This is a genomic window from Pseudomonas sp. NPDC012596 (genome assembly GCF_042902325.1).
GTDB lineage: Bacteria > Pseudomonadota > Gammaproteobacteria > Pseudomonadales > Pseudomonadaceae > Aquipseudomonas.
This window is the reverse complement of sequence record NZ_JBIBEB010000033.1, coordinates 1-22,151: the sequence shown is the minus strand read 5'-3', so window position 1 is coordinate 22,151 and position 22,151 is coordinate 1. Positions and strand designations below refer to the sequence as shown.

The 22,151-nt window shown below is 60.3% G+C and carries 20 protein-coding genes; 7 read left to right on the top strand and 13 right to left on the bottom strand.

Annotated elements, in window-relative coordinates:
- The first annotated feature begins 350 nt into the window (after positions 1-350).
- The 6 genes from ACFY68_RS25800 (at position 351) to ACFY68_RS25775 (ending at position 8,049) form a co-directional block, all read left to right on the top strand.
- Complete coding sequence (locus ACFY68_RS25800; RefSeq protein ID WP_387533421.1) at positions 351-1,994, top strand: acetolactate synthase large subunit; 1,644 nt, start codon at positions 351-353, stop codon at positions 1,992-1,994.
- Positions 1,995-2,178: 184 nt separating this feature from the next.
- The gene (locus ACFY68_RS25795) at positions 2,179-2,733 is read left to right on the top strand and encodes a UPF0149 family protein (protein WP_387533418.1); all 555 of its coding nucleotides are present in this window, start codon (positions 2,179-2,181) and stop codon (positions 2,731-2,733) included.
- Between the two features lie 129 nt (positions 2,734-2,862).
- Positions 2,863-3,486, top strand: a complete 624-nt coding sequence (locus ACFY68_RS25790) for a glutathione S-transferase family protein (RefSeq protein ID WP_387533416.1) — start codon at positions 2,863-2,865, stop codon at positions 3,484-3,486.
- A 27-nt stretch (positions 3,487-3,513) separates the two neighbouring features.
- Positions 3,514-5,544, top strand: a complete 2,031-nt coding sequence (locus tag ACFY68_RS25785) for a pyridoxamine 5'-phosphate oxidase family protein (protein WP_387533413.1) — start codon at positions 3,514-3,516, stop codon at positions 5,542-5,544.
- Between the two features lie 122 nt (positions 5,545-5,666).
- On the top strand, positions 5,667-6,563 hold the full coding sequence (locus ACFY68_RS25780; protein WP_387533410.1) for a LysR family transcriptional regulator: 897 nt from the start codon (positions 5,667-5,669) through the stop codon (positions 6,561-6,563).
- Between the two features lie 190 nt (positions 6,564-6,753).
- Positions 6,754-8,049 (top strand): MFS transporter, encoded by a 1,296-nt coding sequence (locus tag ACFY68_RS25775; protein ID WP_387533407.1) that lies wholly within the window; start codon positions 6,754-6,756, stop codon positions 8,047-8,049.
- 115 nt (positions 8,050-8,164) lie between these two features.
- On the opposite strand, the gene ACFY68_RS25770 is transcribed toward ACFY68_RS25775, so the two are convergent.
- The 8 genes from ACFY68_RS25770 to ACFY68_RS25735 all read right to left on the bottom strand — a co-directional run bounded on the left by ACFY68_RS25770 (position 8,165) and on the right by ACFY68_RS25735 (position 16,208).
- On the bottom strand, positions 8,165-9,034 hold the full coding sequence (locus ACFY68_RS25770) for an aldose 1-epimerase (RefSeq protein WP_387533404.1): 870 nt from the start codon (positions 9,032-9,034) through the stop codon (positions 8,165-8,167).
- Between the two features lie 23 nt (positions 9,035-9,057).
- Positions 9,058-9,978 carry a DMT family transporter gene (locus ACFY68_RS25765; protein ID WP_387533401.1) on the bottom strand — a complete coding sequence of 307 codons (921 nt, stop codon included), beginning with the start codon at positions 9,976-9,978 and terminating at the stop codon, positions 9,058-9,060.
- Positions 9,979-10,127: 149 nt separating this feature from the next.
- On the bottom strand, positions 10,128-11,408 hold the full coding sequence (locus ACFY68_RS25760; RefSeq protein ID WP_346616156.1) for a TRAP transporter large permease: 1,281 nt from the start codon (positions 11,406-11,408) through the stop codon (positions 10,128-10,130).
- Positions 11,409-11,936 carry a TRAP transporter small permease gene (locus ACFY68_RS25755; RefSeq protein WP_387533398.1) on the bottom strand — a complete coding sequence of 176 codons (528 nt, stop codon included), beginning with the start codon at positions 11,934-11,936 and terminating at the stop codon, positions 11,409-11,411.
- A gap of 68 nt (positions 11,937-12,004) precedes the next feature.
- Complete coding sequence (locus tag ACFY68_RS25750) at positions 12,005-12,976, bottom strand: TRAP transporter substrate-binding protein (protein ID WP_387533396.1); 972 nt, start codon at positions 12,974-12,976, stop codon at positions 12,005-12,007.
- A gap of 66 nt (positions 12,977-13,042) precedes the next feature.
- A complete protein-coding gene (locus ACFY68_RS25745; RefSeq protein WP_387533393.1) occupies positions 13,043-13,918 on the bottom strand; it encodes an SMP-30/gluconolactonase/LRE family protein in 876 nt (291 codons plus the stop codon).
- Positions 13,919-13,943: 25 nt separating this feature from the next.
- Positions 13,944-14,750, bottom strand: coding sequence for an NAD-dependent epimerase/dehydratase family protein (locus tag ACFY68_RS25740; RefSeq protein ID WP_387533390.1), 807 nt, complete (start codon positions 14,748-14,750; stop codon positions 13,944-13,946).
- A gap of 219 nt (positions 14,751-14,969) precedes the next feature.
- On the bottom strand, positions 14,970-16,208 hold the full coding sequence (locus ACFY68_RS25735) for an OprD family porin (protein ID WP_387533387.1): 1,239 nt from the start codon (positions 16,206-16,208) through the stop codon (positions 14,970-14,972).
- 615 nt (positions 16,209-16,823) lie between these two features.
- On the opposite strand from ACFY68_RS25735, the gene ACFY68_RS25730 reads away from it, so the two are divergent.
- A complete protein-coding gene (locus ACFY68_RS25730; RefSeq protein ID WP_387533384.1) occupies positions 16,824-17,672 on the top strand; it encodes a hypothetical protein in 849 nt (282 codons plus the stop codon).
- Between the two features lie 346 nt (positions 17,673-18,018).
- Here the strand turns inward: ACFY68_RS25730 and ACFY68_RS25725 are convergent, their stop codons facing one another.
- The 5 genes from ACFY68_RS25725 to ACFY68_RS25705 all read right to left on the bottom strand — a co-directional run.
- Positions 18,019-18,321 (bottom strand): helix-turn-helix domain-containing protein, encoded by a 303-nt coding sequence (locus ACFY68_RS25725; protein ID WP_387533381.1) that lies wholly within the window; start codon positions 18,319-18,321, stop codon positions 18,019-18,021.
- A gap of 276 nt (positions 18,322-18,597) precedes the next feature.
- Positions 18,598-19,134 (bottom strand): Bro-N domain-containing protein, encoded by a 537-nt coding sequence (locus tag ACFY68_RS25720; protein ID WP_387533378.1) that lies wholly within the window; start codon positions 19,132-19,134, stop codon positions 18,598-18,600.
- Between the two features lie 658 nt (positions 19,135-19,792).
- Positions 19,793-20,680, bottom strand: a complete 888-nt coding sequence (locus ACFY68_RS25715; RefSeq protein ID WP_387533376.1) for a hypothetical protein — start codon at positions 20,678-20,680, stop codon at positions 19,793-19,795.
- Between the two features lies 1 nt (position 20,681).
- Entirely contained in the window at positions 20,682-21,449 is a 768-nt protein-coding gene (locus ACFY68_RS25710) for a Bro-N domain-containing protein (RefSeq protein WP_387533373.1), read from the bottom strand.
- 86 nt (positions 21,450-21,535) lie between these two features.
- On the bottom strand, positions 21,536-22,151 hold a 616-nt coding region (locus tag ACFY68_RS25705; protein WP_387533370.1), incomplete at its 5' end, for a ribonucleotide-diphosphate reductase subunit beta.

The following is a 22,151-nucleotide window of genomic DNA, read 5'->3' as shown; positions in this document are numbered from 1 at the left end:
GTAGTGAAACGATGCATCGCCGATGGTAGTGTGGGGTTTCCCCATGTGAGAGTAGGTCATCGTCAAGATTCATTTCGCAAAACCCCTATCTGCGCTAGCAGGTAGGGGTTTTGTCTTTCCGATATTCGCACACCTTTCGCCAATCAAATATATTTTGTCCTTCTCGTACCTGCGCAAAAGCGCTCAAGGGTGCGACAATTAATCCTGTTCGTTTACGTGACTTTGCCCTGCCCAAGCTGCGTCAAGGCTTAGGTTCGGGGCATCCTCGCGCCCGGACAGAGCGATGCCAGCGTGCCGTGCTGCGCATTTATGGACCTTCACCGTCCTATACAATTGAGGTTACAAGCAAGATGGCCAAGGCCGCCGATGTCGTTGTGCAATGCCTGGAAAACGAAGGTGTCGAGTATGTGTTCGGCATTCCGGGTGAGGAAAACCTCGACCTGCTGGAATCCCTGCGCAAGTCGAAGATCAAGCTGGTCCTGACCCGCCACGAGCAGTCCGCGGGCTTCATGGCCGCCACCTATGGCCGCCTGACCGGCAAGACCGGCGTCAGCCTGTCGACCCTGGGCCCTGGCGCGACCAACCTGGTGACCGCCAGCGCCTACGCCTATCTCGGCGGCATGCCGATGATGATGATTACCGGCCAGAAGCCGATCAAGAAGTCCAAGCAGGGCCGCTTCCAGATCATCGACGTGTGCGGCATGATGGACCCCATCACCAAGTACACCCACCAGTTCGCCTCGGCCGACAACATTCCGGCCCGCATGCGTGAAGCGTTCCGCCTGGCCGAAGAAGAAAAGCCGGGTGCCGTGCACCTGGAGCTGCCGGAAGACATCGCTGCCGAGCAGACCGATGCCATGCCCATCCCGCGCAGCCTGCACCGCCGCCCGCTGGCCGAGCACGTGGCCATCGAAGCCGCCATCGAGAAGCTGCGCACCGCGCGCAGCCCGATCCTGGTGATCGGCGCCGGCGCCAACCGCAAGATGACCGCCAAGGTTCTCAAGCAGCTGATCGACAAGACCGGCATCCCGTTCGTCACCACCCAGCTGGGCAAGGGTGTGGTCGACGAGCGCAGTCCGCGCTTCCTGGGCAACGCCGCGCTGTCGTCGGGTGACTTCGTGCACCGTGCGATCGAAGCGGCCGACCTGATCATCAACATCGGTCACGACGTGATCGAGAAGCCGCCATTCTTCATGGTCCGTGGCGGCACCGAAGTCATCCACATCAGCTTCCGCTCCGCCGAAGTCGATGCCGTGTACTTCCCGCAGGTCGAAGTGATCGGCGACATCGCCAACGCCGTCTGGCAGATCGCCGAAGGCCTGGGCGACACCTCGCACTGGGACTTCACCCGCCTCATGGCCATCCGTGAAGCCAACGAAGCGCAGATCGCCGAAGGCGCCGATGACGACCGCTTCCCGGTGTACCCGCAGCGCCTGGTCGCCGACATCCGTCGCGTGCTGCCGTCCGAAGGCATCGTCGCCCTGGACAACGGCATCTACAAGATCTGGTTCGCCCGCAACTACAAGGCGCACAAGCCCAACACCGTGCTGCTCGACAACGCCCTGGCGACCATGGGCGCCGGCCTGCCATCGGCCATGGCGGCGCACCTGGTGTACCCGGACCGCCCAGTGATTTCGGTGTGCGGCGACGGCGGCTTCATGATGAACAGCCAGGAGCTGGAAACGGCTGTACGCCTGGGCATGCACGTAACCGTGGTGATCCTGCGTGACGACGGCTACGGCATGATCCGCTGGAAGCAGGCCAACATGGGCTTCACCGATTTCGGCCTGGACTACGGCAACCCGGACTTCGTCAAATACGCCGAAGCCTACGGTGCCAATGGCCACCGTGTGGAAAGCGCCGAAGGCTTGCTGCCGCTGCTCGAGCACTGCATCAAGACCCCGGGCGTGCACGTGATCGACTGCCCGGTGGACTACAGCGAAAACGACCGCATCCTCAACAGCGAGCTGCGTGAGCGCGCGCTGGCGGTGTAAGGCTTAAAGCCCCCCCTGTTCGCGGGACAAGCCCGCTCCCACACGTCAGCATAGTTCTTAGGAACTGTGTAGTACTTGTGGGAGCGGGCTTGTCCCGCGAATGCTTTCGGCTAGGCAACATATCCCTCGATCCATTCCCCATGTGCTAGGGTGCAGGCAAATCTTCACCCCAGGACACCTGCACATGCTCCCCGCGCTCAGCGACAAAGAACTCGACCGCCTCGAAGACCTGCTGATCACCTACGGTAACGACTACTCGGTGCTCAACCTGGCCGAGCTCAACGGCTTCTTCACCGCCTTGGCCAGCTCCCCGGTCAGAATCAACCCCGAGCAATGGCTACCGTCGGTTGCCGGTGGCAAGGTGCCGAAATTCAAGAAGCCTGCCCATGAAGAGGCCTACACCGCGCTAATGCTGCGCTATGCCCACCAAGTGGCGGAACAGCTGGCGGATGACCTTGATGGGTTCGAGCCGCTGTTCGAACAGAGCGAAGCCGAAGAAGGGCCGGCAATCATCATGGAAGAGTGGTGCTTCGGCTATATGCGCGGTACCCAGGTCGCAGCATGGGGTGAGCTGCCTGCGCAGCAGGACCAACTGCTCAAGGCCATTTCCCTGCATGGCCTGGAGGACAACTTCGAATTGCTCGACACCATGAGTTTCGCTGAGCTGCAGGCGTGTGTGCCGCAGGTGGTCGAGGCGGCCAAGGGTTTGTACCGGTACCAGAAGCAGCAACGCCATTGATCTGCCTCGAGTCATTATTCCGCCTAGCGAAATTATGATCTCCCCTGCGCGCTGATTCTGCTGACCGCCGAATCAGCGCAGCATGTGTTCCAGCAGCACCACCCCGGTGCCACCCCTGGAGCGCAGACCATGATCAAACTCTACAACTTCCCCAAGTCCGGCCATGCCCACCGCATCGAGCTGATGCTGTCACTGCTCAAACTGCCCACCGAACTGGTCTTCGTCGACCTGGCCAAAGGGGCGCACAAGCAGCCGGAATTTCTCGCCATCAACCCGTTCGGCCAAGTGCCTGTGATCGATGACAACGGTGCTGTCATCGCCGACTCCAACGCCATCCTCGTCTACCTCGCGAGTACTTACGACAAAAGTGGAAAGTGGCTGCCCCATGACCCGCTTGCCGCCGCCCGCGTGCAACGGTGGCTGTCGGTTGCTGCCGGGCCCGTTGCTTTCGGCCCTGCTGCCGCTCGCCTGGTCACGGTGTTTGGCGCCTCGTTCAACACCGACGAAGTCATCGGCCGTGCCCACGGCTTGCTCAAGGTGATGGATGCCGAGCTGGCCAAGACGCCGTTCCTGGTGGGCAGCGAGCCAACCATCGCCGACGTTGCCAACTACTCCTATATCGCCCATGCCCCCGAGGGCAATGTCTCGCTGGACCCGTACCCCAATGTACGTGCCTGGCTGGCACGTGTCGAAGCGCTGCCCGGCTTCGTCGCCATGCCACGTACCGCCGTGGGCCTGCAAGCCAGCGCCTGAGCCGCCACCCCACCGAGGAACGCCGCCATGCAAGAACTACCAGACCCTCGTACTTCCCCTTGGCACGCTGGCGAGAAACGGCTGCAGGAACAGGCCGGTGTGGCGGAGCGCATGGAGGTGTTCGGGCAGAAGGTCATTCGTGACTACATGCCCGACCAGCACCGCGATTTCTACCGGCAGCTGCCGTTTCTGGTTGCGGGTGCCGTGGATGCGCACGGCAAACCGTGGGCGACGCTCCTCGAAGGCTCGGAAGGTTTCATCAGCTCGCCTGACCCGCGGCAACTGCTGATCGACGCTGCCCTCGTCAGCGACGACCCGGCAACCCCAGGTTTGGTGGCAGGCGGGGCGATCGGCCTGCTTGGGATCGAGCTGCACAGCCGCCGCCGCAACCGTATCAATGGGCTTATCCGGCAGGCGTCCGGCAGCCAGCTGGCGGTGGCAGTGGAGCATGCCTTCGGCAACTGCCCGCAGTATATTCAGCAGCGCGCCTACACCCGTGTCGATGAGCCGGCGCAAGGGCGGCTGGATTCGGTAGCGCTGGCTGACCATGCGGTGGAAATGATCGAGCAGGCCGACACGTTCTTCGTCGCCAGCTACATCGACCACGCCGATGGCCATCGCTCGGTGGACGTCTCGCACCGTGGTGGCAGGCCTGGGTTCGTGAACGTCGAAGGTAATCGCCTGACGATCCCTGACTATGCCGGCAACCTGCACTTCAACACCCTTGGCAACCTCCTCGAGAACCCGCAGGCGGGCCTGTTGTTCGTCGATTTCAGCAACGGCGATGTACTGCAGGTGACCGGGCGTGCCGAGGTGGTGCTCGACAGCCCGCTGATCAAGGCCTTCGAAGGTGCCGAGCGGTTGTGGACGCTTGACGTAGAGCACGTGGTGCTGCGCCGCGCGGGCGTGTCACTGCGCTGGGCATTTCAGGAGTACGCACCCACTAGCCTGATGACCGGCACCTGGCGTGAGGCCGAGCAACGCCTGCAACAAGCCGAGCGGCAGCGCCAGTGGCTGAGCTGGCGGGTAGAGCGGGTGGAGCAGGAAAGCCGTGATATCCGCTCGTTCTACCTGGCTGCAGATGCCCCGGTGACGTTCGCCCCGGGGCAGCATATTCCTGTGCGTCTGCCGCTGGGGGGCGACATGCCGTCGATTCGTACCTACAGCCTTTCTTGCGCGCCGTCGGACGGCCACCTGCGCATCAGCGTCAAGGCCCAGGGCCCTGCTTCACGTTACTTGCACGAGCACGTCGGGGTAGGGGACATGCTCGAGGTGCGCCTGCCCATGGGCAGCTTCACCCTGCATGATGACAGTGACAGGCCCATCGTATTGATTAGCGCGGGCGTGGGCATAACCCCGCTGATTGCCATGCTGCGTGAGCAGTTGGCCAAGCGTCAGGGCCGGCGTATCCACCTGTTTCACGGTGCTCGCAGCCTCGCCGAGCTGCCGTTCCAGCAGGAGTTGAGCGACCTGCGCCAGCAGGCCGGCGGCCTGTTGAGCGTGCATCGTTCGCTGAGCCAGCCAGAGCCCGACGCTGTTCAGGGGCGCGACTACGACCATGCCGGCCGGCTCGGCATCGGGCAGGTCAAGGCCACCCTGGCGCTGGATGACTACGACTTCTACCTGTGTGGCCCAGCCAGCTTCACGCAAGACTTCTACGAGGGGCTGCGCGCAGTGCACGTTCCGGATGCGCGCATTCATGCCGAAGCCTTCGGCCCGTCGACGCTAAGGCGGCATACCGACGATAACCAGCCCACGCTCAAGCAGCCGCCTGCAGCCAGCGAACCGGTGCCGGTGTACTTTGCCAGTTCTGCTAAAGAAGCGCGTTGGGCGCCGGGCAGCGGCACCTTGCTGGAGCTTGCCGAGGCCCGTGGGCTGTCGCCGGATTTCAGCTGCCGTGGAGGTTCGTGTGGCACCTGCAAGACGAAGGTGGTGAGTGGTCAGGTGCATTACCCGAACCCGCCTGCCGAACTGCCGGAAAGCGGTACGGCACTGATCTGCTGCGCGGTGCCTGCCCAGGCAGAGGAGGGTGTGCAAGCGCTGGTGCTGGAGCTTTGATGTCGCCTTCGCCGGCCTCATCGCGGGCAAGCACGCTACTACGTGCGATGACGCCGGCAAAGCCCAGCACAAAACCTGCAGATAACCGATAATCCCCCCACCCCCGATGCCCAGGAGCCGGCATGGACCAGATTCACCTGATGAAGGTGTTCGTCGCCGTTGGCGAGTTGGAAAGCTTCGCCGCTGCAGCCCGCCGCCTGGACATCTCGCCCGCGGCGGTCACCCGCGCCGTCAGCGCCCTCGAAGACCAGCTAGGCGTCAAGCTGCTGCTGCGTACCACCCGCAGCGTGCGTGTGACCGAAGCGGGTGGGCGCTACCTGGAAGACACCCGCCATATCCTCGCCAGCATCGCCGAGGCCAACGAGGCCGCCGCCGGCATCAATGCCACGCCCAAAGGCGAACTGGCGGTGACCGCGCCGATCCTGTTCGGCAAGAAGTTCGTCATGCCCTTCATCGTGCGCTACCTGCAGCAATACCCCGACGTGGACGTGTCGGCGTATTTTCTCGACCGCATCGTCAACCTGGTCGAGGAGGGCATGGACGTGGCCGTGCGCATCGGCCCGTTGCCTGATTCCGGCCTCAAGGCCCTGCGCGTGGGCAAGGTGCGGCGCATGCTCTGCGCCTCACCTGCATACCTGGCGCGGCATGGCGTGCCGCAGCACCCCTCGGACTTGCCGGAGCATGCGGTGATCGCCACTACCAACCTTTCCCCACGTGCTGGCTGGCGGTTCGGTGTGACCGACGAACCGACCATGGTGCGGATGAAACCGAGGCTCACCGTGACCAGCAACGACGGTGCGATCGCGGCGGCGGTGGGTGGGTTGGGGATCGCCCGGCTGCTGTCTTACCAGGTGGTCGACGAAATCGCCAACGGCCAGTTGCAGGTGATCCTTGCCGAGTACGAGGAAGCGCCGTGGCCGATCCATGTGCTGCACCGGGAGAGCAAATACGGCTCGGCCAAGGTGCGCGCGTTTGTCGACCTGCTGGCGCAGGGCCTGCGCGCTCAGTCGCTGGATTAAGTCGTACTACATCTGCTGGCCAATATATGGTGATTTCCCCCCGAATCACCGGTGAAGTCGTGGTTGAATAATTTGTGTTGTACGACGACCTATGACGTGGCAATCTTCGCCTGAAATAATTTGTCTCAATTAGCCCTGCCGGCGCTTGAGGCAATCACCCGCACCTCTAAAAATAATATTCAGGTGAACCATGAAGATGAAAGGCATCCGTTGGTGGATGGTCAGCCTTGTCACGGCTGGGCTCGTCGTCAACTACCTCGCCCGCAACACCTTGTCGGTGGCTGCCCCCACCTTGATGACCGACCTGTCCATCAGCACCGAGCAATACGCCAAGATCGTCGCTGCCTGGCAGGTGTGCTACGCCCTCATGCAGCCTATCGCCGGCTGGTTCATCGACTTCATCGGCACCAAGCTGGGCTTCGCCGTCTTCGCCATGGCCTGGTCAGTGGCCTGCGCCGGCGCGGCATTGGCGACGGGCTGGCAGAGCATGGCGTTTATGCGCGGCCTGTTGGGGATGACCGAAGCGGCCGGCTTGCCCGCCGGCGTCAAGGCCACCACCGAGTGGTTCCCGGCCAAGGAGCGCTCGGTGGCCATCGGCTGGTTCAACATCGGCTCATCGTTGGGGGCCTTGCTGGCGCCGCCATTGGTGGTCTGGGCGATCCTGCACAGCGGCTGGCAACTGGCCTTTGTCATCGTCGGGGTATCCGGCATCGTCTGGACCGTGCTGTGGATGCTGTTCTACAAGCACCCACGCGACCAGAAACGCCTGAGCGCGCAAGAACGTGACTACATCCTTTCTGGCCAGGAAGCGCATTTCAAGGAAGAGAAACGTGAGAAGGGCGCCTGGAAACGCATTTTCAAGACCCGCAACTTCTACGCCATCGCTTCGGCGCGCATCCTTTCGGAGCCGGCCTGGCAGACCTTCAATGCCTGGATCCCGCTGTACCTGATGACCGAGCGGCACATGAACATCAAGGAGGTGGCGATGTTTGCCTGGCTGCCGTTCCTCGCAGCCGACATCGGTTGCGTGCTCGGCGGTTACCTCAGCCCGCTGTTCCACCGCTACTTCAAGGTGTCGTTGTTCACCTCGCGCAAGATGGTGTTGGTGTTCGGTGCCAGCTGCATGATCGGCCCAGCATGCATCGGCCTGGTGGAAAGCCCGTACACCGCGATCCTGCTGCTGTGCATTGGCGGCTTCGCGCACCAGACGCTGTCGGGGGCGCTGTACTCGATCACCTCGGACTCGTTCAGCAAGGACCAGGTGGCGACGGCCACCGGTATGGGCGGTATGTGCGGGTACCTGGGGGCGGCGGTATTTACCTTGGTGTTTGGCATTCTGGTGACGCAGATCGGCTATAGCCCGCTGTTCGTGGTGCTGGCAGCGTTCGATATCGTCGCGGCAGTGTTGGTCTGGAAGGTGGCGCGGGAGGTGCGGGGCGAATCGCCTGTGCGCCCGGCTGCGGCCAGTCGCGAAGTCCTGGTTTGAGCTTGAGATAAGAGTTGCTTTGCTGCCCCTCGCGGGTACAGATACAGCGCCGCTCCGTGTAGGAGCTGGCTTGCCTGCGATGGGCCGCACAGCGGCCCCAATTCACCCAACCCGTTCAAAGCGCCCGGTACACCATCGTGAACCCCAGGCTCATCTCCTCACCCTGTTGCAGCAACCGCAACCCCGGTCGCCCAGGCAGGTGATGCGCATTGATCGGATGGCTGACCGGCTCAAAACAGAAGAACGGCTTGCCCTGCGGGCAGAACAACAGGAAATGCTCGGTACCACTGGCACTGCACTCCAGCTGATAACCCGCAGTGGGCTGCTCGATCACGCAATGCCCGGGCCACCCGCCGAACGCATGGTCGACTACTGTCGTCGGCAGTGGGCCCGGTGCGTCGAAGGCCCAGTCCTGAGGAACCTCTGCCTGATACGAAGGCAGCTGCCCTTCTTCGGCCAGCCACACATGTCGCGCCGTTGCCCGCAGACGCGTGTCGGGATAGCGCGGAAAGTAAGGGTGCAACCCCAGCCCGTACCAGGTGGCGGCTTCATCCAGATGCGTCACGTGCAGGTCAAGCCTCAGGCACCCGTCGTGCAAGTGCACATCCAAGACGGCGCGATAGGTAAACGGCACCTTGCTGTGGAGCATCAGCCGGGCACGCCGCGCACTGTGGTGGTCCACCTGCCAGGCCTGCTGCCAGGCAGTACCATGGATCGGGTAGGGGTCGTGCGCGGTATTGGGCGCCAACAGCAGCCAACCTTCGGGCCGCGCGAAGCCCCCCTCGGCAATGCGGTTGGACCAGGGCGCCAACGGGTAGCACCCCAGCTGCCGCGGGGTACCGCTGGCCAGGGCAGCCTGGTCGCTATGGCGCAGCAGGGCTTGCCCGGTGGCCATGACCTCCCAGTTGATCAAGCTGGCGCCCAGTTCGGGTGCGAGCGTGAGCCGGGTCAGGCGGTCTTGCAGGTGCAATTGGGTGACAGCCATCGAGGGCTCCTTTCAGAATGGGCTCAGCTCGCCCGGCGGTAGGTCAGCAGGACGATGCCGCACACCACCACGGCACCGCCAAGCAGTTGCACGCCGCTGAGCTGCTGGTCGAGCAACGCCCAGCCCAGCAGCAATGTGGCGATGGGTTCGACATTCATCACCGGGGCGTTTTGCGCCATGTTCAGCCGCGGTACGCAGACGAACAGCAAGGTAAAGGCCACGCCATACAACACCACCAGGCTGGCCAATGCCGCCCAGCCACTGCCACTGGCGGGCAATGCCAGGCCAGACGGCATGACCCCGCTGGCCCCGGCCACCAGCATGCTGGCGAACACGATCAGCAAGGTCAGCAGGCTGCGCACCGGGCCGCGCACGGCTGCCAGTTTGTGGTCGGTGATCCACAGCGCGCAGGCGAAGACGCAGGCGGCGCAGAACGCCAGGCTAACGCCCAACAGCCAGTGCGGGTTGGCCTCGCCATTGCTGCCCAAGTGCGCCGGTACGTCCAGCGCCAGTACCAGGCCACACAGGATCAGGCCCATGAACAGCACGGTGCGGCCGGTGGGGCGGGCGCCGCCGAGCGCCCAGGTGAGCAGGGCCAGCAGCATCGGGAAGGTGTTGCCCACCAGCAGCGCCAGGGCTACCGGGATGCGCGCCACCGCCGAGTACAGGCACAGGCTCTGGGTAGCGATCAGCAGGCCGAGCAGCAGCTGCCAGCGCCGCGCACCGGTTGGCAGGCTCAGCGGCTGGCGCTGCCACAGTACCAGGCTGGCCAGCACCAGAAAGGTAATACCGGAGCGACAGAGGATCGCCAGCAGCACGCCTGTATCGTCATCGAAGGCAATGCGCGCGGCGATGTGGTTGCCGGCGAACGAGCAGGCCAGCAGCGCCAGCAGCGCGACCGCCAGCTTGCGCGGGAAAAGGGAGGCAGAAGCAGCGACAGCCATGTGCAGGGTCCATTTGCAGGGGGCTGCTGCGCAGCCCATCGCAGGCAAGCCAGCTCCTACAGGTTTCGCATAATCCATCAGATCGGCGTTGTACCTGCGGGAGCCGGCTTGCCGGCGATGGGCCGCATAGCGGCCCCAGATTAGGTCTGTTACAACACCACGCTCGGCAGCCACAGCGAGATCGCCGGGATGTAGGTAACGGCCATGAGCACCAGGAACAGCGCCAGGTAGAACGGCAGCAGCGCCTTCACCGTGGCCTCGATGCTCACCTTGCCGATTGCCGACCCGACGAACAGCACCGCACCCACCGGTGGGGTGATCAGCCCGATGCCGAGGTTGACCAGCATGATCATGCCGAAATGCACCGGGTCCACGCCGATGCCGTTGATCACCGGCAGCAGGATCGGTGTGAGAATCAGGATCAGCGGCGCCATGTCCATCACCGTGCCCAGCAGCAGGAGCATGAAGTTGATGCACATGAGGATCACGTAACGGTTGTCCGAAAGCGTCAGAAACGCCGTGGTGATCTTCGACGGGATCTGCATCAGAGTCATCACGTAGCCGAAGCTGGCGGCAAAGCCGATCAAAATCATCACGATCGAGATGGTGCGCACCGTGCGGTGCATCAGCTTGGGCAGGTCGCGCCACTTGTAGTCGCGGTAGATGAACATGGTCACGAAGAACGACCACACCACCGCCACTGCGGCCGACTCGGTAGCGGTAAACACGCCCGAGAGGATACCGCCGAGGATGATCACCATGGCCATCAGGCCCCACAGCGCTTCACCGGCAATCTTCAGCGCTTGGCGCAGTGGGATCACCTCGCCCTTGGGGTAATCACGCTTCTTCGCGAAAATCAGGCACAGCCCCATCATCACCGCGCTCAACAGCAGCCCCGGCATGACCCCGGCCATGAACAGCGAAGCGATCGACACCGTGCCGCCCGCTGCCAGCGAGTACAGCACCGAGTTGTGGCTGGGCGGGGTCAGCAGCGCCTGCACCGAGCCGCTGACGGTCACCGCAGTGGAGAACTCGCGCGGGTAGCCCTTGCGCTCCATTTCCGGGATCAGCACCGAACCCACCGACGCGGTATCGGCCACCGACGAGCCGGAGATCGCCCCAAAGAAGGTCGAGGCCATGATGTTGACCAGCGACAGCCCGCCGCGCACGAAGCCCACCAGCACCCCGGCAAAGGCCACCAGCCGCCGCGACATACCGCCCTCGGCCATGATCGCACCGGCCAGCACGAAGAACGGGATCGCCAGCAGCGAAAACTTGTTAACCCCACTGGCCACCTGGATCATCATCGCTTGCAGCGGAATGTCGATCCACCAGGCGCCGATCAGCGCCGACAGGCCTAGCGCATAGGCCACCGGCATGCCGATGAGGATGAGCACGATGAAGCTGCCCAACAGAATGAACGCATCCATTTACGCAGCTCCTTCGTTTTCTTCCACCAGGTCGAAGCGCACCACCTTGCGGTTGCTCTGATCGCCCAGCAGGAGTTTTTCCAGCACGAAAATCAGTGTCAGCACGCCACCGAGCGGGATTGGCGCGTAGGTCATGCCCACCCGCACGCCCGGCAAAGAAGCCAGCGACTGGTTCCAGGTGGTCAGGCACAGCTTGGTGCCGTACCAGGTCATGAACACGCACACCAGGATCATCAGCACCTGCACCAGCAGGGCGACCAGCTGGCGCTGCAGCGGTGGCAGGCGGTCGGTGATCATCCCTACCGCCATGTGTGCCCCGGCGCGGTAGCTGGCGGCGGCGCCGACGAAGGTGAACAGCACCATCAGCAGGATCGACACCGGTTCCGGCCAGCTGGAGCCGGTACCCAGTACGTAGCGGGCAAAGATGCCCCAGGGTATGATCAGCGACATGGTCAGGATCGACAGGCCGGCAACCCAGATACAGCCGCGGTACAGCGTGTCGTTGACGCGCAGAAAAAGCGTTTTCATAGGCATCACCAAAGCGGCAGGGCGACGGGCGTCGCGCTGCCGAGGTCATCTTGGAAGGGGGGCCGGTGTTACTGGACCGCGTCGATACGCTTCATCAGGTCGGCATACTGCGCGCCGTACTTCTCGCGCACCGAGGCAGTGGCGTCGTAGAACGGCTTCTTGTCGACAGCGATGAACTCAACGCCAGCGGCCTTGAGCTTCTCTTCACTGGCGGCGGACTTGGCGTCCCACAGCGCGCGCTCCTCCATCTGCGCTTCGCGGGCGACTTTCTTCACCAGCACCTGCTGCTCAGGGGTGAGCTTGTTCCAGGTGGTCTTGGACATCACCACCGGCTCCGGCAGGATCAGGTGGCCGGTGAGGGTGTAGTACTTGGCGCTCTGGAAGTGGTTGTGCTCGAGCAGGGTCGGCGGGTTGTTTTCCGCGCCGTCGATCACGCCGGTCTGCAGTGCGCTGAAGATCTCGCCGGTGTCCATGGCGATGCCGTTGCCGCCCATGGCGTTCATCATATCGATGAACAGCGGGTTGCCCTGCACGCGGATCTTCATGCCCTTGAGGTCTTCAAGGCTGCGCACCGGTTTTTTGGTGTAGATGCTGCGCGAGCCGCCATCCATCCAGGCTAGGGCCACCAGGTTGAATTCGGAGTTGGTGATCTTGTCGAGGATCTCCTGGCCGATGTCGCCATCGATGATCTTGCGCATGTGCTCATGGTCGCGGAACACGAACGGCATGTTGAACACGTTCACGTCCGGCACCACCGGGCCGACGATCCCCAGGCTCACGCGGGTCATCTGCACCGCGCCGATCTGCGCCTGCTCGATAACTTCCTTCTCCGAGCCGAGTACGCCACCGGCGAACATCTTGAAGGTGATTTCGCCATTGCTGGCGGCTTCAAGCTTTTTCCCCATGTTCTGCTCGGCGACCACGGTCGGGTAGCCGGCCGGGTGAATCTCGGCGAACTTGATGTCCAGCGCGTGGGCTGGCAGGGCGAGGCTGAAAGTGAACGGGAGTGTGGCAAGAAGCAGCTTGCGTTTGAGGGTCATGATGAAACTCCGTGTTTTTTATTATCTGGTTTCGGTCGTGTCGGTGCAGGTGCGGCAGTGTCGCGTTCACCCTCGGTAGGCAGGCTCCTCCAGGCCTTTGACGCCAAGCTCGAAGGCGAATACCCCACCCGCCAGCGGCTGGTCGGAAAGGTCGACCCCCGCAGGGCGAATCGAGGTAACGAACAAGGTGTCCAGGTTGGCGCCGCCGAAGGCGCACATGGCGGGCTTTTTCACCGGTACGTTGAGTGAGCGGTCGAGCCGGCCGTCGGGGGTGAAGCGGTGGATCTGGCCGGCGTCGTTACCGCAGATCCAGTAGCAGCCATCCTGGTCGATGGCGGCGCCGTCAGGGCGGCCGGGGAAGGCGCGCATGTCGACGAACAGCCGCTTGTTGTACGGTGTGCCGGTGTCGATGTCGTAGTCGAACACCCAGATCTTCTGCACATTGGGGTGCGAGTCGGACAGGTACATGCGAGTGCCGTCGGGGCTGAAGGCCAGGCCGTTGGGCACGATCATGCCATCCTGTTGCAGGTGCAACTGCCCTTCGCCGTCGTGGCGGTACAGCGCACCCACGTGGGCGCCTTGGGGCATGTCCATCAACATTGTCCCGGCCCACAGGCGGCCCTGGCGATCGCAGCGCCCATCGTTGAAGCGCATGCCGCTCTGGGCATGGTCCACGGAGGTAAGCAAACGGCTGTCGAGGCGGCCATCGGCCTTGGCGTCGAGCTGGAAGACGCCGCTTTCCATACCGGCGACCCAGCCGTTTTCGGTACGGGCTATGCAGGCGAGCATCTCGTCGCCCAGCCAGGTCTGGTGGGCGCCATCCTGCCAGCGATGCAGCTGGCGGGCGGGGATGTCGACCCAGTACAGGGCCTGTTCGGTGGGGTGCCACACGGGGCTTTCGCCGGTGCCGTTGCGGGCGTCGACGATCAGTTCGCAGTTCATGGCGGTGCCTCCTGGCGCGCAGGTGTCAGTTGAACGGTCCGGCCACGGCGAAGGCGCCGCCCTGATAGACCATGCTCGGGTCATCGGCGGCTGGCGCCGGCTGGGCCTCTACCGCTTCGCGGAACACTTCGGAGGTGTCCTTTGGCACATAACCCAGGTGCTCGGCGTGGCGGTTGTCCCACCACACAGTGCGGTTGTCGGAGGCGCCGTAGACGATGGTGTGGCCGACATTTGGCGTGAACAGCCCGCGTTCGATCAGTTGCACCAGGTCGTCATAGCTCAGCCAGGTGCAGAGCATCCGTGGGTTCTGCGGCTGCGGGAAGGACGAGCCGATGCGGATACTGACGGTCTCGATGCCATAGCGGTCGAAGTAGAAGCTGGCGATGTCCTCGCCGTAGCATTTGGACAGCCCGTAGTAGCTGTCGGGGCGGCGCGGGGAGTGGGCGTCGATGCGCTCGTCCTGGCGGTAGAAGCCGATGGTGTGGTTGGAGCTGGCGAAGATGATGCGCTTGACCCCATGCTTGCGCGCCGCCTCGTAGACGTGGAATACGCCACAGATGTTGGGGCCGAGGATGTCTTCGAAGGCGTGTTCGGTGGAGACGCCGCCGAAGTGGATGATGGCGTCGACGCCTTCCACCAGTGCATGTACCGCTGCCTTGTCGGCAAGGTCGCAGGCCACGACCTCTTCATGCGGGCCCGCGGCGGGCGCCATCGGGCTGATATCGGAAAGGCGCAGTACCTCGGCGTAACCTTGCAGGCGTTCGCGAAGGACCTTGCCCAGGCCGCCTGCGGCTCCGGTGAGCAGCAGGCGATTGAGGGGGGTAGTGGTCATGGCCGGCTCTATTTGTTAGTTGTTGTAAGTTGTCGTATGACTTTACTGATTATCGGTAGCGGCTTCCGGAGTTGTCAATGTTAATTCTGCGGCGCTGATGGCCTCATCCCCAGCAAAGCGGCGCCCACGCTGTCCTGCTCAATCCATGAGCTTGCGCAATAACCTGTGGGAGCTGGCTTGCCTGCGATGGGCCGCGACGCGGCCCCAAGGCTCACGCCATTACAACAATGACAACGGGTAGTTGAAGATCAACCGGTTCTCGTCGAATTCGTTATTGCTGTAATCCCGCCGAATGCTCGAATTGCGCCACTTCACGCTCAGGTCCTTGAACGGCCCGCTCTGGATCACATACGCCAGCTCCGACTCGCGTACCCACTCCTTGCCATCGGTCACCGCCCCGGTGTGTACGTCCTGCCCGCTGATGTAGCGGTTCATCAAGGTCAGCCCCGGCACGCCCAAGGTGACGAAGTTGAAGTCATGTCGTACCTGCCACGAGCGCTCGTTGGCGTTGTCGAAGCTTGAGTTGTAGCTATCGTTGGCCAGCGTTCCGCCGCTGGTGCCGTTGACCCGCATCCAGGTATCGCCATCGACCTTCTGCAGGCCCACCCAGAAGGTGTTACCGCCATATTTGGCCGAAAACATCCCCGAATACGTCTTGTTGTCCAGCTTCCCGGCCTTCTCCGAACCGTCCTCGCCCCCATGGAAGTAGCCCAGGTTGGCGCCAAAGGTCCAGCTGCCCACCGGCTGGCTGTGGGTCAGTTGCAGGTACTGCTGTTCATACACGTCCTTGAGCACCGCGTTCCACAGCCCGACCAGCGTGCGGTCCTGGTTGAACTTGTACTCGCCGCCGACAAAGTTGAACCGGTCCGACACCCCACCGCCGTAACTCATGTCGTCCATGCTCGCATCGTTGCGCGGGCTGTTGCCACGGAACTGCCCGCCATACAGCGTCAGCCCGGCAACTTCGCTGGAGGTCACCTGCCCACCGCGGAAGGTCTGCGGCAGCGAGCGGCCATCGTCGGAGCGCAGGATCGGCAGCACCGGCATCCACTCGCCGATCTTCAGCTCGGTCTTCGAGATCCGCGCTTTGCCTGCCACCGCCAGGCGCCCGTAATCATCCGCCGGCCGCCCATCGTCATGCCGCGGCAACAGCGCGGTACCGTAAGTGCCGCCACCGCCATCGAGCTTCACCGACCACAACCCCAGCACATCCACGCCGAACCCGATCGGCCCTTCGGTAAAGCCCGAACGCGCATCGAGAATGAAGCTTTGCGTCCACTCTTCGGCCTTGCTCTGCGGGTTGCTGGGGTTGGTGAAGTTACGGTTGATATAGAAATTGCGCAGGCCCAGGCTGGCCTTGCTGTCCTCGACGAAGCCTGCGGCCAGGCTGGTGCCTGGAAGTGCCGCAATCACGCCGGCACCCAGCAGGGCAAAGGGGAGGGTTTGGCAGATTTTCATTATTGTTGTGCTCCACAAAAAGGGTGTGGCAGCCCGTCCACCGGGCACGCGCAAGTGGCCTGCAGCAGGGGCGGGTGGGTAACGGGCCCGTCTGGGCCTGGGAGGGTGAAGCAGGGTTACGGCACTAGGTGGCCGTGGGTGATTGCGTGGGGGGAAGCGAAAGGCGTGGGTGTAGCGCGATTGATGTCGACATGGCAGATCATCCGCTGATTGTTGTTTTTGTTATGTGTTGTCGTACAACTTAGGCGATTTTTTAGCAAGCGCAGGCGGTAATGTCAACGTCTATAAAGGCGGAAATTCCTGGTTTAGCACCTTTTTTAGATGCATATTTCATCAACAGAAGCTCTAGCCTGGGCATCACCCGTTCTTGAAAGAGATACTACGACTAAAGTCGGTGTGCAGGGAGTTGATTGGCAGGTAATCCCAGAATTTTGCCTCTTAGGACCGAGTCAGGGGGTTAAGACACGTTATGTTGGATTAAAGCCCGGCGAGATTGATAAGCGTGTCTGTAAGCGTCTGCGAGCGGACCCCACGTCCCCATGAACCATTGATAACAATACATGTCTTACTGCCACTATCGACATGACGTCATTCCACACGCAAGGAGGCTCCACCATGCAATCCACCCCACCCACGTCCACCGGTAACCTGCTGGGCACCTATGGCTACGGCAAGGCGCTGATCATCAGCATGCTCATCCTGGGCAGCATCTTCCTCGGCTTGGCCGCTTTCGTCGGGTACCTGAGCGTCGCCAGCGACCTGCAATTCAACGGGCCTAAGCAAATCTTCTACTTCACCGTAGCCTTGTTGGCCGTGCTCGGGCTGAGCATGTTTGCTCTGGCCCTGTGGCAGACAAAGCTGCGCAAAGCGCGTTACGAGGTCTACGAAAAAGGCATCTGCCAGATCATCGGCAGCGAACGTGACTACGTGCCATTCAGCGAGATGAATGACTTGTACCTGTTCGCCTCTGGCCAGACAGCCTTCGCAGGCCTCACCAACAACCTGGCTTATCGGCGCAACGCAAGCGAGCCTTTCCGCCGGGTCAATCCGCACCTCAAGGGCCTGTTCGCCTTTATCGAACAAGTGCGCGACCAGTATCTGAACGAACGGCTGCCAGCGGTATACGCCACGCTTCAAAGTGGTGGCAGGGTGCAGTTCAACTATCTCGACACCAAACAGGTATGGAGCAAGCGGATCAGTGGCGACTTCTTCAACGTTACCACCAAGCCCCTGACGGTCACCCGCGACGCGCTCGACATCGATGGCCGTAAGGTCTCGTTGAGCAGCCTGGCCAATGTCGATCTCAATCAGTGGACCGAGTTGGTCGTTATCAAGGACGAGAGCGGCCAAACACTACTGTCGACCGTGGGTAACGGGATCATGAGCTTTGACCTGTTCCTCAATATCCTGCACAACCTGCTAGACGCACCGCAAGCGCAGGCGGACAACGCCGTCACTGCCTGACGCTAGGTATCAGGAGCCGCTTGGCGGCTCCTGATTAAGTTAAGCCTGAATTGAAGCGCTGCGAGAGGGTTTGGCGTCTCCGCCAACCGGCCCTATACTCATCTACGGCCTCGCCCTCGACCACGTGACTGGCTTGTTCCATGTCGGGCACACTTCTGCCCCTGTCGGCGTGGGCGAGGCCTCTTCCTTATCCAGTTGTCCCCCCGGTTGATAATCGAATACTGTGCTTGCAGGTCATTCAGGGGCTGTAGACGAACTCATCCACACCCTTTTTCCACGGTAAGGCGCCGGAGCGCGGTGACCTCAAGCGATCCGGGTTGCCGGATGTAGATGTACAGTGAAGGCATTAGAAATCATCCTCTGAGATATGCTTGAGCCGCACGCGATGCTCTGTGGTGTAGGGCGCGGGGAAGGTCTCTGGGATTTCTTTGAAGACATCCTCAAGCAGGCCGAGATGCCAAAGTGCGGTCATATAGCTGCGCATTTCCACGGTAGGCGTACCTGCTTCGATTTTGCTCAGCGTGGTGATGGATAGGCCGGATTGAGCTGCAAGATCCTTCTGACGGAATCGGCGTTCTAGCCGTCTGGTTTTGATCAAAAGCCCGATTTTTGTCAGTCGGTCGGCACACATCAAGGGGAAAGCCAGCATTTTAAGACCTTCTATAAGCGTTCTTATCGTAGATAAGTTTGGCTATAGCACTGCTTATATGTGCTGAAAAGATACCTAACCGAATGTATGGGCCGACGAATCATGGGTGCTACGTCTTCCACTGGGTTCTGCAGCGCATTCGAGGTAGGCAGCGAGCTCCTAGGACTTCAGCATTCAACGCCTCTATAAGCATGCTTAAGTAGCTTAAGCATGCTTATAGAGGCTTTTATGAAGAGCGTTTATCGGCATCCGCTACGTGGCGCTCACAGCAACTCTTTAGACGCCATGCATGCGCAATGCCCGCTGCGCGCACTCGCGCCAGCTCATCTTGCGCTTCGCCATCGGCAGCTGTCCGGTCGCTTCCCCCGCCATCATTACCGGCATATCCCGCATCCGAACCCAAGGCTCACTTTGCCAATACAACAGCGTCACCGTACGCCCGCCTGGCCAACACATCTGTCCAAGTCGCGGCACATCCTCGAACGCTGCCGCCTGCCCATCGCGCAGAACCCCCACCACCTCATGCGTCAGCCACCAGCGCAGATGACGGTTCTCCGGAATGTGATGATGCGCCAATAAGGTGTAGGCCCCGGATTCGCTGACCATCATGGTCTCTTGACACTGCCCATAGCGCAGCAGCTGCACGTTGCGGTACTGGTCCGGGTCGAGTTTGCGAACGCAATGTTCATCGAAGAAGCGAGCGCTCAGTCGGCCGAGTTCGTGAGCGCAGAACCAGGCTTGGGATTCGAGCCAGAGGGTGTGGAGGGGGCGGTTATGGCGGGTGAAGAGGGTGGGGGTGTGAAGGTCAGTCATGGCTGGCCTCCGTGGTCGTTAGATCGTTGAGCATGCGAGATGCAGGTGCGAACGGCCAACGAATACTTTCTTTGATAGGCATATCCAATACCTCAGTCTGTTGTCAGCTTTCTTAGGGCTGGGTGTCGGGAGCTAAGAAACCTCACACAGCAGGCCGGACGTATTTCCCTTTCGGGTCTTGTATTAGCCCACTCCCGACGTAACAGAGTGTTTCATGCGTGCAGTAGTAGACCACAGGCATGGAAAATCCGCATCTATCGGGAGCGGGTGGACCGCTGTGTGAAGGCGTTTCTTAGGCGCCGTTTGTAACCTAACCTGATACGGGAGTCAGAAGCAAAATCTTTCTTGTAGGAATTCTCTGAACTTCAAGTTGTTGAAGCAGTACCCCAATCGTCAGCCAGATGTAGTGGTGCCTAAGTCGAGCCACAGGAAATTGCCTGTGGTTTATTGGCACTCAGTAAGTGGACCAAGGCTGAGATTGAGCTGCTCCTGCGTGAGCTTTATATTGGGTCAGGCTGGGGCGCTTAGAGAACAAATATTTTCAAGAAGGGGGCGTGCTGATACCGCTCCCTTGGTTTTGTATGGCTGAATCTTCAGGCGGCTAGTTCAAGCGTATAAGGGCTGCCCGTCGAGGCTTGCCTCCAGCGGGCAGAGATAATTATTCTTTTTTTAGCGATAGTAGGAGTGCGCCGGCTGTAGCTTGCGGAATTAGGCCTTGAGTTATTTTTTTCTGAAGGTACGAGGGGAAATTTTTAGGTAAATACGTGCCCTCTAACCATATCCTGAAATCCCCTAAAGCGCTGAGCGGATAGATATTGGCCTCCGTGTTCGCAGCGGCCTGTGGAAAATAACTTGGATACTCATGTGGGTGCTTTAACCGCTCCCCATGTTTATCGCTAAGATTATTCTTCTTCCAATGGTTTGCCCACATTTGGCCGACGCTTATATCTGGTACTGTATGAGAGTCTATTATTAGCCCTGACTCAATCGCCGAGACTACGATATCGGCAATTTCTCGAAATACGCTAAAATATCCAGCGGGAAGCTTGTTCAACAGAATTCTGTCGTGATAGTGCTTCCAAGAGTTTAATTTTAATGATTCCGGCGAGAAGCCAATGCTCTCATAAATAAAGTCTCTGAGAGTTTTTCTAGCTAGAAGCCGATAGTTTCTTTGCGCTGTTTGAGTGTCTGTACTGTCGGAGTCAAATGCATAATATTCCAGTACTGCCATGCAGACAGCATCAGGGTAGGCGCTTATCTTTTGTCCGTTTTGTTCTGTTTTAATTACTAGTCGTTCAGATGTGAAGCTGTGATCTATTAGTATTTGCTTGATTCGCCTGCCGCGGGGTTTAAGCCTCTCTTCGCTCCAGTTATTGGCGAGGTCGCTAATTGTTTTAGGGTTTACACCACAGAGCCTCGCCAGCCCGCGCTCGGTAAGGTAGGGAGTAGTGTCGTTTAAAACCCCCATCTGTATGCCGTTTACCTCAGCAAAAGAGGCGGATGGAAGCTCAAAGGGGAGTTCTGACTGCTGAACAAGCTGGTTCATATTAAATCCCTATAAGTTTTTTTGCTTCTGCTATAAGGGTGTCAGGATAAAGGTGATCTTTGGGTGTCGTAGCATGGCCCTTCTTTTTGAAAGGAATGTTTTGTTCTAGGCAGAGCTTTGCGCACATTGCGGCCAAGTGAGGGCGATCTAGTTCTAATTGATGGAGGTCGCAGTAGGTGTCTATATCGACAAGGTTACTGTCGACAGGTTCGAGGACTATAGAGTCTATCTTTTGATCTATCTCTAGAAGCTTTCTCTCAGTCTGCTCAAATCGAATTTTTGTTTCTGCCGCCAGCTTCTCGCGCTCTTCAATTTCTTGAACGAGCAAGTTGGTGTGCTGAGCTAATGCCTGTGCTAAAGACTTTATGTCTGAGTTGCTTTGAGATACTGGAGGTGGATAGGTTCCATGTTTTCTAACTGATGGCAGAACGTCATGAAATATCCAGCGTTGAAATTTTTTGCTAGCTGGTGTGTTGTCTCGAGAAATAATTCTATACAGTCCCGGCTCTGTAATGAAGGCTTCGGATCTTGAATTTTGATCTATTTCAGACGGAAAGTGTTGATACTCGTCTTTATCAAGAACTTCCAGTTGGGCCTTTACGAGTGCGCCGAGACCGGATTTCTGAGCATTAGTCAATGATGAGTTATTCTTGGCAAGCGTTAGGACGACGTCTTCTAAAGATATGTATAAATAACCATTAATATATAATGTTCGTATCTTGGAAAGTCCATGGTCGGCTTGGTAGTCTAGGAGAATTGGTGTGTGCATTGTTGTCGTCCATAAAAAACCCCGCAATCGCGGGGTTCTGCTCTAACGCATCCGAACGTTAGTTATATCATGGCCATGAGCCATCATCAATCCCAGCTCAACGCCCCACCCGTCTGATACTCGATCACACGCGTCTCAAAGAAGTTCTTCTCTTTCTTCAAGTCCATGATCTCGCTCATCCACGGGAACGGGTTGGTCGTCCCTGGGTACTCTTCCTTCAGGCCGATCTGGGTCAGGCGACGGTTGGCGATGAACTTGAGGTAGTCCTCCATCATCGCGGCGTTCATGCCCAGTACGCCGCGTGGCATGGTGTCACGGGCGTATTCGATCTCCAGCTGGGTCCCTTGCAGGATCATCTGGGTCGCTTCTTCCTTCATCGCCGCGTCCCACAGGTGCGGGTTCTCGATCTTGATCTGGTTGATCACGTCGATGCCGAAGTTCAGGTGCATCGACTCGTCACGCAGGATGTACTGGAACTGCTCGGCCACGCCAGTCATCTTGTTGCGGCGGCCCATGGAGAGGATCTGGGTGAAGCCGCAGTAGAAGAAGATGCCTTCCAGCACGCAGTAATAGGCGATCAGGTTGCGCAGCAGCTCTTTGTCGGTCTCGACGGTGCCGGTGTTGAATTCCGGGTCGGAGATGGCGCGGGTGTACTTCAGGCCCCAGGCGGCTTTCTTCGCGACCGACGGGCTCGCGTGGTCC